Genomic DNA, 14,769 nt, shown 5'->3' on the forward strand with positions numbered 1-14,769 from the left:
CATTGACAACCTGTCTTTAAACGATAAAGAATTAAGTTTAAAATTCTCCAAAAAGGAACTTTTAAATTTCTACCTAATGAAGGAAAATTAATCTTTGGTTGAATATGTTTGGTGATGATTTTTGGTAATTTTGTCTCCATGCTGTAATTGATTTTTGTTTGTGTCAGAGCCAACAATATAATCTTTTGCAACTTTTTTTATTCAATTAATTCTTATATATATATTTAAACAGATTCATCATAAAGGAATAAGAAAACATTGGAAAATTGAGAATAAATTACAACGAAATAAAGATGTATATCATAACGAGGATAAAAATAGAATCAAAAATAAAAATGGTGCTGTTAATATTTCTACTATCAGCACCATAGCTTTAAATTCTTAAAAATTGAATTTTAAAAAATCAATTTTTAAGGCTATTAAATATTGTCAAAGTTATCTTTCAAAAATTATTAAATTGATGAGAACTTAACAGCCCTGGAATGGTAATGGGGGAACTTCGAATATTACAAAGTGCGTAAAGATGATTACTTCATTTTGTATAACCTAATTTTAGTCGAGCGAAAGGTCAGTTAATAAGTATAATTATCTTTCTTTGGAAGAAAAGGCGAATTTAACTAGAAATGCCATTGATATTTATAATTCGAAAAGACCGCGTTTTTTTAATTTTTTCCTTACACCTTATCAAATACATAAAACTAAAAATCAGAAAAAAAGAAATTATAAAATTAAAAAAGGTAACGAAAATATATTTTCGTTACCTTAGTCAAATATTTTAACCTAAAAATCTGTATCGATTATTTAGGACTAGACAAAATATTGAATTATTCTATAATAAGTTTTTCTCTAATAGTTGTTCCATCTTTCATTTCCATTTCTAAAAAGTAAATCCCACTATTTAGATTAGAAAAATCCACAACAGAATTAGTTATAATTTGATTATAAACTTGAGCACCATTATAATTAAATGCTTTTATCGAATTTATTTTTTCAAAATTATTGATATAAATGACTCCATTTGTTGGATTTGGATAAAAACTCAAACCACTAAATGATTCTTCGTTTAAATTTAAAGATCCTTCAGGAACTATTTTTAATTCAAAACTTGTAGTATGTGTCCTATTTAAAATATTGTCGGATACTTCTATAGTAACGGTTGTATCTTCAGTAATCACTGTTCCTGCAGGTGGAGTTTGAGTCATTGTAAACTCAGCATTATTTAATTTAGCTTCAGCCATACAGAAATAGTTAGCATCTACTAAATCTGTGTAATCCTCAAGAACTACACTTGATTCTCCTTCAGACTCTTCAATTAAAATTTCATCTTGTTGATTTTCTAAATAAAAATCAGAAAGAATAAAACTTTGAGCATCTAGAAATATTGCGCTATCAAAAGAAGAATCAAGAGCATCTGCTATTACCATTTTAACATGATATGTTTCACCAGGAATGACGTCTATGGTCGCTTCCATTGGAAGTGTTTCTCCATTATATTTAGTTGAACTTTCATTTTCATTGAACCATTCTTCATTTAAACCTCCACAAGGATTTTCAATTGATCTAATATTTGTAACATTAACAGGTATATTAGTTCCTGGTATTACAGCAATATTTTTTCCTCCTAAGTTTAATTCTACATCAGGTGTGTTTTCATCGGCATCTAAATCATAGTTATTTACATTATCTATTCCAGGTCCACTTATGATTAATGCAAAAGCATCTGAATATTGACATGCATAAGTTCCGAATTCATGAGAAGCGAAAAGGTATTTAAAACGTACTTCATCCAATTCTAATGGTGCTATAAAATCAAATTCGAATATAGTAGCATTATATGAATTATTTTCAGTTAAGGTTTCGATATCAGAATCTCCATCCCAATCTAATCCACCTACAGATGTACCATCCGTACCTGCACTTCCTGAAGTTAAAACAACACCTTTTTCAAATGGGAAATCTGATTCAGGTTGCCTCACAAAAAAACCATAACTTTTTTCAATATCAGTATTAGAGTAATCAGGGTTTGATTGTTCATAAGTAAATTCAACATCGACACAAGAATCATTAGAAAACACTTCTTCAACTAATTGTTGCGGAGTGTAGTCAGATTGATTTCCCATGTTTATATCAATATTGTTTAATTGAGCGTAAGAAGAAATTCCTAACATAGAAATTCCTAAGTAGAGTAATTTTTTTTTCATAAAATTGTGTTTTTTAGAGTAATTTTTAAATGTAGTAAAAAATATTAATTATCCGTTATAATTGTTAAAAAAAAATAGATAATATATTTATTTATGTTTTTTTTGAAAATATTAATTTTAATCTTGATAAAAAAAGCTTTCAAAATGAAAGCCTTTTGTATGTTTATGTAAAAAGTTTTATTGTATTATTAATTTTTCTTTTAGGGTTGTTCCATCTTTCATTTCCATTTCTAAAAAGTATATTCCACTATTTAAATCTGAAAAATCTACAATAGAATTAGTTATAATTTGATTATAAACTTCAGCACCATTATAATCAAAAGCTTTTATCGAGTTAATTTTATTAAAACCATTGATGTAAACGATTCCGCTAGTTGGGTTTGGATACATTCTAAATATATCTTCATTCAATTCTTCAGTATTTAATGTATCAAAAGACTTAAATTCAACATTAAAATTCACTCTATTAGTTCTCTCAACGATATTGTCAGTAACAGCTAAAGTTACTACAGTATCTTCAGTAATAACAGTTCCAGCTGGAGGTGTTTGCGTAATAGTTAGTACAGGTTCTTCATTATTTAATCTAAGTTGATCAGCACAATAATAATTTACATTAACTAAATCAGAATAATCATCTAATGTAAATCCTTCATCTGCGACTAACTCTTGACCATCTTGATCATCAATTTCATCAAAATAGAAGTCTGGCAAAATAAAACTATTTCCATCTAAGAATACTGCTGTATCAAATATACTATCTTGTACATCTACAACTACCATTTTAATATGATATTCTTCTCCCGGAATTACATCAATTGAAGCTTCAAAAGGTAAAGTTTCTCCATCATAATTTGTTGAAGTCCCATTAGTATTATACCATTCAACATTTTTTTGTCCACATATTGCATTATCATATATGTTTGTGATTGCGATAGGAATATTTGTGCCAGGTATTAAAGCAATATTTTTTCCACCTAAATCTATTAAAACCTCAGGTGTATTTGGATCAGAATCATGATCGTAATAATTAGCTTCTTCAATACCAGGTCCACTAACTATAAGAGCAAAAGAATCGGCATATCCATAACATGGAAAATAAGCGTCACTTCTATATTCTTCAGAAGCCATTAAATAATTAAAATGAATTTGATTTAATTCATTAGGTGCAATAAAGTTAAATTCAAAAATAGTAGCGTTAAAGTTCTGAGCATCATTTGGAATCATTTCAGAAATGTTATCATCTCCTTCCCAATTTCCTTCCCAATTGCTATTATTTGAACCCAAAACCCCTGTGTTGTGAGCTTTTCCTGTTGTCAGCATAATACCTTCTGAAAATGGAAATTCCGAACCTTCTTGAGCTACGAAATATCCATAACTTTTATCAGGAATATCATCTTCATAATTTGGATTTGTATAATCTGAAACCCAAGATACATCAATACAAGATTGATTTGCAAATACATTTTCGATTAATTCTTCTGGTGTGTACGAGGCTTCTGGTCCCTCGTTAACTTCAATTGTTTGTGCAAAAAGAGTTGCACCAATAAAAAAAGCTGAACAGCTGAGTAATAATTTTTTCATAGTTAAAATGTTTAGATATTTATGATTTCCATATAAAAATCGGTAAAATTTAGTTAAAAAATATATTTATAAAAAGGGTAGTGGAGTAAATGCTAATATAAATTACAATTTTAATTATATATGGTATAAAAAAAGAGCTTCTAAATTAGAAACTCTTTAATAATATAACTTTATTTATGCATGTTTAAAACCAATATGTTGGATATTTTCTTGCTTTATGAAGATTATTGAAAATTAGAGCAATTATTGTAATCGAAATTGCACCAGAAATAACAGGATTTATTAAAAACTCCCAAGAGCTTCCTGCCAAAATAACTACTAAAGGATCTGCTCCAGCAGGTGGGTGCGTTGTTTTTGTGATTTGCATTACAGCAATAGCAAGTCCAACTCCAATAGCTAGAGAATACCAATCATTTCCTAAAAAATGTAAACACAACAACCCAATAATTGTAGAAATGATATGTCCTCCGATAATATTTCTAGGTTGTGCAAGCGGACTGTTTGGAACACCAAAAGCCAAAACACAGGTTGCTCCAAAAGGTGCCATAATAAAAGGAATTACAGTGTTTTTAGTCAAAAAAGCAACTACAGCAATTGCTATAAATCCTCCCAAACCAGAATAGGTAGAGAAGTTTAATCCAGTAGCTTTCGGACTTTTTTCTACTGTTTTAAATTTAGAGATATACTTTTTCATTTTTACAAAGATTTATCTATCAGTTTTATTGTTTTTTCTATGTCATCTGCATTTTTGAAAACTTTACTTTCAGTCAAGCAAGCTTCAAAAAGCATATAAACCAAAAATGATTTTTCTTTATCCGTAATAAAGGAATCAAAATAGGTTCTTAAGTCTTTTTTATGGTTTTGAATGATTGTGTTTAGCTCTACGTTTTCATTCTGAATTTCCGCTTCCATTTTTAGAAAAGCACAACCATTATAATTTTCTTTTTGATTCATTTTTTTTAAAAACTCAAATGCTGCATGAATTTTTTGTTTTTCATTTTTCGCAGTTTCTACATCTTCTTTGAAATTTTCAAACCAAAAAATATGTCTTTGCGTCAAATACGCTTTAGCTAAATCTTCTTTTGATTTGAAATGTTGATAAAAACTCGCTTTTGCAACACTTGCTTCTTTAATTATCTGGTTGATTCCTGTTGAATTATATCCTTGTTTATGGAATAAAACAGTTGCAACTTCTAAAATCCTTTCTTTTGGTTTTGTAACTTTCATAAGGCAAAGGTAATACAAAAATATAACATACAGACAGGTCTGTCTATTTTTAACAATAAGTTTAATATTTGAATCTGTGAAATTTTATCTATGTTTGAACTTTAGAAAAAGAAAATATAGTACTGATTCTCACAAATAAATAGAAAATAGGAATCAGAATATTTAAAAATTCAAGAAAAAATATGGAAAAAATAGCTTTTGTTAATAAGAATCGAATGTTTAGAGATATGCAGAGTTATCTTGCTGTTGGTTATATCTATTTGATTGTTTTAGGAATTTTTAGCGAAACTTTATATTACAATAGGTTAGGAGTAAATATTCTAAATTATTCTTCTATTTTGGATGTGATGATTAGTCCAATTGCAAAATTAACTTCGAGTATTTTAGGTATTTTGGTTTTCATTCTTTTTATGATCATGATTTTTAAATTTCCAAATTTTTTGGTGAAAAATAAAAATAAAAAATGGTTTTCTAAATTGTTTAAATCTAACCAAATAGAAACAGATGAAGAATTAAGAGATTCACTTTCGAAAGTTTTAGTTTTTATGTTTTCCATTGGTTTGATAGGTTTTTATGTAGGAAATGGAATAGGATTTGGTTCGAAAATAGCTGATAAAATTAAAAATAATGAGATAGAGTATGATGACCAGATTATTTTCACAAACGATGAAGTGAAAAAAACATGTATTCTTGGTTCCAATAGCGGATTTGTTTTCTATTTGGTAGAAAATAATACAGAAGTACATATTTCTCCAATGAACGGAAATGTAAGAACGATTATTGATAATTAAAATGAAGAAAATTCAACTTCCATATACTTTTGAAACAGCCATTACATTTTTAATGTTTTTTGGAATATTCTCTTTTATTTCTTTTACATCAATTGATAGTTTAGATATAAATATAGCTAGAAGTTCAAAGATTCTTTTTAATTATTTATGGTTGCCTACAATTATTTCTGCAATTCAATTTATTCCAATTTTTAGTTTTAAAAAGCTGAAAAAAGTTTCTCCAGAAAATGCTTTAATCAAAATCGGAATAATCAACTTTTATGTTTGGGTTTTAGTAGGAGGCTTTTTAGCTACAATTTTTATTTTATTGATTTATACATTTCGTTTTGACGAAAATTATTTAGCTTCAATTTTAATAATTACCTTTTTATTATTCATTTCTCTTTTTCTTTTAAACTCAAATAGAATATTATTCAAAGGAGATTATCTCACAGAAAAAGACAAAAAAGAATTAGAAGAAAGAAAAACTACCGATGGATTATTTCAATATTCAGAAGATGGTTTTTTGTTTAAATCTAAAAAGAAAGAAATTAAAGTAAAATGGAATGAAATTTTTGAAATTATAGCTTTTAAAGTGGATAGTTATGCTTTTGATACAATTGGTCTTGTGATAAAACTTAAAAATGAAGATGAGTTTTCAATTACAGAAAATACTTCAGGTTGGTTTGTTTTTAAGGATAAAATCAATGAAAATTTAAAAATAGATTTCAATTGGGAATTTCAAATTATGATTCCTGTAATGGAAGAAACAGCAATATTAATTTATGAAAATAAAGGATAAAGTTTTTTGTGTAAATGAATCGGTTTATTCAGACCATATTGAAAAATATAAAGAATATGAAATTGTAGATTTAAATAAAAATAATTTTAGAATTAAGAGTAAAAAGGAAAAACTAGTTTGGATTCCAAATTGTTGTTTTTCTCAAAAAAAACCCATGAAATATTTGAGTTTTACTTTAGATGATCAAATAAATAACGCAAAAGATTCTTATGTAGAAGTATCATTGTATTTTGAAAATGGAGAGAGGAGATATACCAATTTCATGACTCCAAGTTATTTGACGAATCTTCTAAATTCAAAAAATTATTTCCAATCTGAAAAAGTTGTTTTTATAAATGAAATAACAGAAGAAAATATCGAAAATTCTATTTTAGAATTAGATAAAAATAATGAGTTATTAGAGATTTCAATTTCTTAGAATCCGTAAAAAGTGTTTTGAATTCCGAATTTCGTGTTTTCCTGAAATATAATTAACTTCGAACTTTGTACTTGTAATTAATAAAATGAAACAAAGATGAAAAACGTAGCATTAATCACTGGAGCGAGTAGTGGAATTGGAGAAGAAATTGCCAAAATTCATGCGGAAAATAGAGGGGATTTAATAATAGTTGCAAGACGTAAACAAAAATTAGAAGATTTAAAACAAGAATTAGAAAATAAATACAAGATTGAAGTTAAAATTATCGTTAAAGATTTGACACATTCTGAAGCTGCTTTAGAAATTTATAAAGAAGTTAAAGAAGCAGGAATTAATGTAGATTATTTGATCAATAACGCAGGTTTTGGTGGACATGGAAAATTCCATGAAAGAGATTGGGAAAATGATTTACAAATGATTCAATTAAATATTTTAGCATTAACTGCTCTGACGCGATTTTTCTTGCCAGATTTTGTAAAAAATAATCGTGGAAAAATTCTAAATGTTTCTTCAACTGCGAGTTTGATGCCTGGACCTTTACAAGCAGTTTATTTTGCAACGAAAGCTTATGTGACTTCTTTTAGTAATGCAATTGCAGAAGAACTTCATGATACAAATATTACCGTGACAGCTTTACTTCCAGGAGCAACAGAAACGGAATTTGCACAAACTTCAGGAATGGATAAAACAGATCTGTTTCAAAATACATTTAGTGCAATTGAAGTAGCAAAAGCTGGTTATGACGGAATGTTGAAAGGAAAATTAAATGTTTTAGCTGGTTTGACTTTTTCTCAAAAAATTATGATGGCAACAGTTCCTTTTGTTCCTAAAAAAACAATGTTGAAACAAATCAGAAACATGCAAGAAGTAAAATAATAATTGAAAAATCCTTTTCTTTAAAATTGTATTAGTTTTAAGGAAAAGGATTTTTATTTAAATCAGTATTTTATAATTAACTCCAAGAAATACTTTCTACCCAATCTTTTGTTGATTGAATTTCTACATCTAAAATTTCCTGAGAATTGTTGAAATCTTTTTGAATTAAATTTTCATAATTATCAGCTACATAACGATAAAGATTGGAAATTTCTCTTGCTGGAATTTCTCCAAAAGCAGGAATCAAATTTTGTTCAAAATCATCTGGACTTAAAGGAATAAAGTTCACTTCTTTTCCAATTTTTGCAGAAATTTCTTTTGCAATTTCTTCTCCAGAAACTAAATTTCCTCCAATAGCTAAAGTTTTTCCAATTAATTCTTTATGCTCAATTGCATTTACAGCAAATTTTGCCAAATCATGATGACTAATCCAAGGGAATTTTTTTCCAGCAGCTACAGGATAAGGAAGAATTCCTTGTTCTACAACTAAAGGAATCGACCAAGGAGCTGCTAAATTATCAATGAAAATATCTGGAGCCAAAGTAATTACGTTTAAACCAGATTCGTTAAACATTTTCTTTATTTCAACTTTGATATCAATTGCTGTAAGACCCGTTTTTTCTTTAGGTAAATCAAAACTTGTATTGAAAACAACTAATTCTATAGAATTTTCTTTAGCAGCTTCAATGAAATTTTCTGTCATTGTTTTTGCAGTTTCTAAATCAAAAACTAATGGTAAAGTGAAAATTGTAATCTCTGTATTTTTTGTTGCTTCTAAAACATTTTCTTTATTTATCAAATCTCCTTGAATGAAATTGATATTTGCATTTTCATTTCCTGAAATCTCTCTTTTTAAGGAAGTTATCTCGTATTCTTTTTTCAATAATTCATTTGCAATAGCATTTCCTTGAAATCCTGAAGCACCTGTAATAAATATTTTAGTTTTCATCTGTTAATCTTTTTATTATTTGACTACAAAATTATAATTTAGCAAACTGTATGTCAAGTACTTACTAAAAAGTTAATTACTTACCTTTTGGTAAGAATTATTGAAAATTAAGACTTTAGGAAATGAAAAAAGATGAAAATAAAATTTTAGAATGTCCAGTAGGAAAAGCTTTGAAGATTATAGGAGGGAAATGGAGACTGAGAATCATGAATGAAATTGGACATGAAAAGCGAAGATTTGGAGAGTTAAAAAGATTGATTCCGGATATAAGCGAGAAAATGCTAATTCAGGAATTAAAGACCTTGATGGAATATAAATTGGTGTCTAAGAAATCGTATCATCAAATTCCACCAAAAGTTGAATATTCTTTAACAGAAAAAGGAAAAAAAGTATTTCCAATTTTAGATCAAATAGTGATTTTCGCTAATGAAATAGATTGATTTTTTTAATTTTGAATTAAAACCAAAACCAACCAATAAAATGAATATAGAAGAATATAAGAAAGCTGTAATCAAACAATTTAATTCTTATAAAGCTGTTGCAGACAAAACAATTAATCAATTAGAAGAGAAAGATTTGTTTTGGAAATATAATGAAGAAAGTAATTCGATTGCGATTATAATTCATCATATCTATGGAAATATGCTTTCTAGATGGACAGATTTTTTTACTTCTGACGGAGAAAAAGAATGGAGAAACAGAGAAAAAGAATTCTCGAAAGTCGATACAACAAAAGAAGAACTAATGCAAAATTGGGAAAAAGGTTGGAAATGCCTTTTTGATGCAATTGATTCTATAAATGATGAAAACATAAATGCAGATATTTATATTAGAAACGAAAAACATTCTGTAGTTGATGCTTTGAGTAGACAAATGATGCATTATCCTTACCATATTGGGCAAATTACATTCATCGGAAAAATGATTTTAGACGATAAATGGGAAAGTACTTCTATTCCAAAAGGGAAATCTGAAGAATATAATAAAGAAATGTTTTCTAAAAAGAGATCTTAATATAAAATGATTCAAATTTTAGATATAACCACAAAACCACCAACAATTCATTATTTAACTAAAAAATATATTGAAAAAAATATAGGGAAAAATTCTGTTAATCAAAGTCAAACGTTGATTTCTTTTCTTAACAACTCAAAAGAAGGAGCTATTGTGATGAATACTGAAAAATGTACTTTTTGTCAGGAAGAAATTAGTGATGAAGATTCTACAAAAAATGATGGATTTATAGAATGGAGCAAAAGATTAAAACATTTTATAGAAAAACATCATTTAAAATTACCTAAAGAAATTGAAACCCTTTTTTTAGAAAGAAAACTATTACTTAATAATTTGGATGATTCCGTCTTTGTAGATTTTTATAAAACAAAAAATAGTCTTTTTTATAATACAGAATTATATGAAAAAGAATTTTCTGATTTTGTAAGAGAAAAAGGTTTTGATTTAAAGGAGATAGAAAAACCAGATAATTATCATTTATATGAGAAATTTGATTTAGAATATAATGATTTAAGAAAGGATGCTATTTTTAAATCATTTGATCTTTCTAAAGTTAATTTTATAAAATATGAAGAGTGATTTTATTTGTATTTTCTTCCGTATTTTTGCGATTCAAAAGAAAAATAGATGAATCAAAAAGAATTAAAGGAGTTTTTAGATTTTAAAGTAAAAGAATATAATACACTAGATTTTATTGAAACAGATCCAATTCAAATTCCACATAAATTTTCACTAAAAGAAGATATCGAAATTGCAGGTTTTTTAGCTGCTACAATTGCTTGGGGAAATCGTAAAATGATTATCCGAAATGCGAATCGAATGATGGAAATTATGGGAAGTTCTCCTTATGATTTTGTAATGAATTTTGACGATGATCAGGCAGAAAAGTTAGATGGTTTTGTACATAGAACTTTCAATGCAACTGATTTCTCATATTTCTTGAAAGCACTTCGAAATATCTATGAAAATAAAGGAGGGATGGAAGCAGTTTTTACAAAACATTCTACTGATATTTCAACCCAAGAAGCAATTTCTGAATTTAAAAAAGTTTTCTTCGAATTAAAACATGAGAAAAGAACTCAAAAACATGTTTCAGATCCTTTGAAAAAATCAGCTGCAAAACGAATCAATATGTTTTTGCGTTGGATGGTAAGAAATGATGAAACTGGAGTAGATTTTGGTCTTTGGAAAAACATAAAACCTGCTGCACTTTCTTGTCCTTTAGATGTTCATAGTGGAAATATTGCAAGAAAACTTGGGATTTTAGAAAGAAAACAAAATGATGCAAAAGCACTTTTTGAATTAGATACTGCTCTAAGAAAAATGGATAAAGAAGATCCTGTAAAATACGATTTTGCTTTGTTTGGTTTGGGTGTTTTTGAAGGATTTTAGCTTCGACTCCGCTCAGCTAACTTTTTAATTCGGAGATTGAGGTTACTCGAAATCGGTTTTTCATTCAAACGAAAACCTGTTTTTATCTCGGAATTGAAGTTTTCCCAAAACTCTGGCGCACTTTTGTAAAGTGTGTCTATTGTTTTTAGAAGTTTATGTTTATAGTCACGAGTTAAAAACTCGCGCAGCAAATGAAATCAGTTTTCCTATTTAAATAAAAATATAAAATAACAATCATAAAAAATGAATCAAAAACTAGAAAAAGAACTAATTCAAATTATTGAAAATGATGAGTGGATGATTCATGTTTTAAAAATTGTTAGAGATTTAAATCTAAAGGATTGTTGGATAGGAGCTGGTTTTGTTAGAAATAAAATTTGGGATGTAAAACATCATAAAAGTAGAACAAAACTAAATGATATTGACGTTATATATTTCGATAAATCCAATACATCAAAAGAGCGAGATGAGGTTTTAGAAAATAAACTAAAAGAAAATTTCCCAAAATTAAATTGGTCAGTGAAAAATCAAGCGAGAATGCATATTAAAAACGGACAAAATCCGTATAAAGATTGTGAAGAAGCGATTTCTTTTTGGCCAGAAACAGCAACTTCTATAGCGGTGAGAATTAATTCTCGAAATAAGATTGAATATATCGCTCCTTATGGTTTAGATGATTTGTTTCAATTAAAAGTAAAACCAAGTCCTAAATGCGATTTGAAAATTTATAAATCAAGAATTGAAAAGAAAGGATGGAAGGAGATTTGGAATAAGTTAGAAATAGAGTTTAAAAAATAAAACATTGCTAGAGATGAAAGAACCTACACCAAAAGAAAAACTAATTATACTTTCTGATTTATGGGGAAAGAAAAAATCAGAATGGATTCGTGAATATTTTGATGTTTTAAACAAGGATTATTCTATTAAGTTTTATGATTGTTGTGAGTTAGGTGAAATTGATACTTCAGATTATAGAGAAGAAAAATTACATAAACAATTTATCAGAGGAGGTATAGAAAAAGCAGTGGAAAATTTACTTTTATTAGAAAAAGAAAAGATAAATATTTTAGCTTTTAGTATTGGTGGAACGATTGCATGGAAATTTGGATTAAAAGGCGGAAAAATAAATAATTTGACATGTTTATCTTCAACAAGATTAAGAAAAGAGGAATTTAGACCAAAAGGAAATATTTTTCTTTATTATGGAGAAAAAGATAATTTCCAACCAAGTAAAGAATGGTTGGAAATTATGAGTTTAAAATATCAAATTGTACAAACTGAAAAGCATGAATTTTATAGAGATTATGCCAGAAAGCTATTTGATAATGTTAGAGTTATGTAATGTGGAATCATTTTTCAACACATTTTTAATTAAAATATCAAAACTATCATTCGATGGTCTTGGTAATTCGGAATAGATAATCTTCCCTTCTTTATCCAACATCATAAATCGTGGAATCGTTTTTATGTTTAATTTTTCAGATAAAACTTTTTCAAATTTTGGGTCAATTAAGAAATGAGGTTCGTCTTTTTTAGAAATACTATTTCTCCAATCAAATTCATTTCTATCTGTACTGATGGAAATAAAAAGAATTTCTTCTTCATCATAACCTTCTGATTTCATCTGGAAAATAGGACTCTCAACTTTGCATGGCCCACACCAAGAAGCCCAAAAATCAATGACAATATATTTTCCTTTAAAACTTTCGATGTCTAAAATTTCATTTTCTAGGTTTTTAAACTGAAGGTTTGGAATAGAACTTCCAGGAATAAGGCTTTTCTGAATTTCTAAGGAATTTGCTAGTTTTTTATGTACTTTTTTATTTTCTATTTTATTTTGAAAGAAATCTAATATTTCATAGTTTTTGTCAATATCTGTACTGTTTTTGAAATATTCTTCAAGCTCTAATAACAGAAAAAAATCTTTAAACATTCCATTTTCTTTTTGATTTGCGAACATTTTTAAAGCATCCAAATGACTGTTTTGATTGTAAGAATTTAGAATACGTTTTCTGTAAAAAGAATTATCTAAAATATGCATCGAGTTTTCTGGAATTTCTCTTTCTATTTTTAAAATTAACTCTGATTTTTCTAAGTTTTTATTCTCCGTACTATTTTGATGTGCAATTTCAGCGTCGTTCCACCATTCTAACATTTGAAGATTTAAAAGGGTTTTATTTCTTTCTGTTATTTCTTTATTTGGTTTAAAATTATCGATATGCATAAAATCTTTTTCAAGATTTTCTAATAAATTTGAATAACCTCGCTCAAAAGCTTTGTGTATTTTATTTTGCTGTTTTGCAAGTTCAGGATTGCGAATAATATTATCTATAAAATAAGCTCTTAATTCAGGAGTATAGAAAAAACCATTTCCTTTTACACCAATAATATTTCGTTGCTTTTTAAAAATGGAAGCTTGAATATTTAGACTGTCTTTTGTGTTTAAATAAAAATTTAAAGGTATTTTATTATCTAAATAAACATTATAATAGTGATGCTCTAAGTTTTTAATTTCACTATGAAATTTTCCATTTTTAACTGGAATTGTTGTTAGAGTGTCTTTTAAAAAACGATCTACCAAATAAACATTTTTAAAATCCATGTCTGTAAAAATTTCACCTGATATAATTGTTCGTTCATGTGGAGTAAAGTGTTTTGGTTTTGAAATAAAAGAATAGGAAAGAATACTTAAAGCTAGCACTGAAAAGACAATAATCGATTCTTTTTTAGCAAATTTAAAAGCAATTCGAAGTTTTTTGTATTTATAGATGAAAAAGCCAATAATTAAAATAGTAATACCAAAAATGAAACTAATGTTTTCGGTAAAAAGTAAACCATGACTTTCATAATTATCTTTAAAAATATCAATATGGGTTAATTGATAATTCGGACTCCAAAAATAGATTTTGTTATAAGTTGCTAAAAGCATTTCTACTATAATTGAACTAAAACCGAAAAGAAAAGAAAAGATTGGTTTTTTAATAATTAGAGATAAAACATATAAAAAACTGGTAAAATAAAAAGATGCAAAACATATCCTGAAAAATAGAATTCGAACAAATTCAAAAGGAATGGAAAGATCAGTGTTAGTAGCATAATTTCCAAAGTTTTTATACAAAAAGAAACAAATAAAATACGCAGCAAAAAATGCAATGATTATTTGAAGAACATTAAAAAGAAGAAATGTGAATTTCCCGAAAAATATAGAAAATTTAGAGATTCCTTGTACTTGCATTAAATCCCAACCATTGTTTTTATGATCAATATATGAAAGACGAATTGTTTGTAAAACAATAGCAGTTGGAAGAAAAAAGGTAAGAAAAGGTTGTAAAACCCAGGTTAACTCATTTATAAATAAATTATGATTAATGGTGTTTTGAAATCGGATTTCATTATCGTTTAAAAATGTAATTAATGTAGTAATGAAAGGGAAAAAGATTCCAAAAAGTATGTTTGTAGTATAAAAAAATAGATTTTTTCGTTTGAGATGTTCTCCACGAAAAATCAATAATAAATCGTTTAAATTTTGTAGCATTTTT

General features: G+C 27.1%; 16 protein-coding genes. 10 read left to right on the forward strand and 6 right to left on the reverse strand.

The features are described 5' to 3' along the window. Positions 1–824 precede the first annotated feature (824 nt). From I0K12_RS12415 to I0K12_RS12430, 4 genes are all read right to left on the reverse strand, one after another. A complete protein-coding gene (locus I0K12_RS12415) occupies positions 825–2,201 on the reverse strand; it encodes a choice-of-anchor L domain-containing protein (protein ID WP_196888442.1) in 1,377 nt (458 codons plus the stop codon). A 177-nt stretch (positions 2,202–2,378) separates the two neighbouring features. Beyond that, positions 2,379–3,782: a choice-of-anchor L domain-containing protein gene (locus tag I0K12_RS12420; RefSeq protein ID WP_196888443.1), complete on the reverse strand. Its 1,404-nt coding sequence runs from the start codon at positions 3,780–3,782 to the stop codon at positions 2,379–2,381. Between the two features lie 184 nt (positions 3,783–3,966). Beyond that, positions 3,967–4,476 carry an HPP family protein gene (locus I0K12_RS12425; RefSeq protein WP_196888444.1) on the reverse strand — a complete coding sequence of 170 codons (510 nt, stop codon included), beginning with the start codon at positions 4,474–4,476 and terminating at the stop codon, positions 3,967–3,969. Positions 4,477–4,478: 2 nt separating this feature from the next. Continuing rightward, positions 4,479–5,009 (reverse strand): TetR/AcrR family transcriptional regulator, encoded by a 531-nt coding sequence (locus I0K12_RS12430; protein WP_196888445.1) that lies wholly within the window; start codon positions 5,007–5,009, stop codon positions 4,479–4,481. 182 nt (positions 5,010–5,191) lie between these two features. Between I0K12_RS12430 and I0K12_RS12435 the strand changes: the two genes are divergently transcribed. From I0K12_RS12435 to I0K12_RS12450, 4 genes are all read left to right on the forward strand, one after another. Beyond that, entirely contained in the window at positions 5,192–5,800 is a 609-nt protein-coding gene (locus tag I0K12_RS12435; RefSeq protein WP_196888446.1) for a hypothetical protein, read from the forward strand. 1 nt (position 5,801) lies between these two features. Beyond that, positions 5,802–6,581 (forward strand): hypothetical protein, encoded by a 780-nt coding sequence (locus I0K12_RS12440; protein WP_196888447.1) that lies wholly within the window; start codon positions 5,802–5,804, stop codon positions 6,579–6,581. Then, positions 6,565–6,999, forward strand: coding sequence for a hypothetical protein (locus I0K12_RS12445; RefSeq protein ID WP_196888448.1), 435 nt, complete (start codon positions 6,565–6,567; stop codon positions 6,997–6,999). Before I0K12_RS12440 ends, I0K12_RS12445 begins: the two co-directional genes overlap by 17 nt. Before the next feature lie 96 nt (positions 7,000–7,095). Next, the gene (locus I0K12_RS12450; RefSeq protein WP_196888449.1) at positions 7,096–7,875 is read left to right on the forward strand and encodes an SDR family NAD(P)-dependent oxidoreductase; all 780 of its coding nucleotides are present in this window, start codon (positions 7,096–7,098) and stop codon (positions 7,873–7,875) included. Positions 7,876–7,951: 76 nt separating this feature from the next. On the opposite strand, the gene I0K12_RS12455 is transcribed toward I0K12_RS12450, so the two are convergent. Further along, a complete protein-coding gene (locus I0K12_RS12455; protein WP_196888450.1) occupies positions 7,952–8,824 on the reverse strand; it encodes an SDR family oxidoreductase in 873 nt (290 codons plus the stop codon). A 122-nt stretch (positions 8,825–8,946) separates the two neighbouring features. Between I0K12_RS12455 and I0K12_RS12460 the strand changes: the two genes are divergently transcribed. The 6 genes from I0K12_RS12460 to I0K12_RS12485 all read left to right on the forward strand — a co-directional run bounded on the left by I0K12_RS12460 (position 8,947) and on the right by I0K12_RS12485 (position 12,572). Then, a complete protein-coding gene (locus I0K12_RS12460; protein WP_196888451.1) occupies positions 8,947–9,264 on the forward strand; it encodes a winged helix-turn-helix transcriptional regulator in 318 nt (105 codons plus the stop codon). A 40-nt stretch (positions 9,265–9,304) separates the two neighbouring features. Next, on the forward strand, positions 9,305–9,838 hold the full coding sequence (locus I0K12_RS12465) for a DUF1572 family protein (protein WP_196888452.1): 534 nt from the start codon (positions 9,305–9,307) through the stop codon (positions 9,836–9,838). 6 nt (positions 9,839–9,844) lie between these two features. Continuing rightward, a complete protein-coding gene (locus I0K12_RS12470; protein ID WP_196888453.1) occupies positions 9,845–10,417 on the forward strand; it encodes a hypothetical protein in 573 nt (190 codons plus the stop codon). Positions 10,418–10,465: 48 nt separating this feature from the next. Next, positions 10,466–11,230 (forward strand): TIGR02757 family protein, encoded by a 765-nt coding sequence (locus I0K12_RS12475; protein ID WP_196888454.1) that lies wholly within the window; start codon positions 10,466–10,468, stop codon positions 11,228–11,230. 243 nt (positions 11,231–11,473) lie between these two features. Beyond that, the gene (locus I0K12_RS12480; protein ID WP_196888455.1) at positions 11,474–12,028 is read left to right on the forward strand and encodes a nucleotidyltransferase family protein; all 555 of its coding nucleotides are present in this window, start codon (positions 11,474–11,476) and stop codon (positions 12,026–12,028) included. A gap of 13 nt (positions 12,029–12,041) precedes the next feature. Beyond that, entirely contained in the window at positions 12,042–12,572 is a 531-nt protein-coding gene (locus tag I0K12_RS12485; protein WP_196888456.1) for an alpha/beta hydrolase, read from the forward strand. Here the strand turns inward: I0K12_RS12485 and I0K12_RS12490 are convergent. Then, the gene (locus I0K12_RS12490; protein WP_196888457.1) at positions 12,546–14,765 is read right to left on the reverse strand and encodes a redoxin family protein; all 2,220 of its coding nucleotides are present in this window, start codon (positions 14,763–14,765) and stop codon (positions 12,546–12,548) included. The two genes, I0K12_RS12485 and I0K12_RS12490, sit on opposite strands and share 27 nt — an antisense overlap. Between the last annotated feature and the right edge of the window lie 4 nt (positions 14,766–14,769).

This window comes from Aureivirga sp. CE67, from assembly GCF_015767245.1.
Classification (GTDB): domain Bacteria; phylum Bacteroidota; class Bacteroidia; order Flavobacteriales; family Flavobacteriaceae; genus Aureivirga.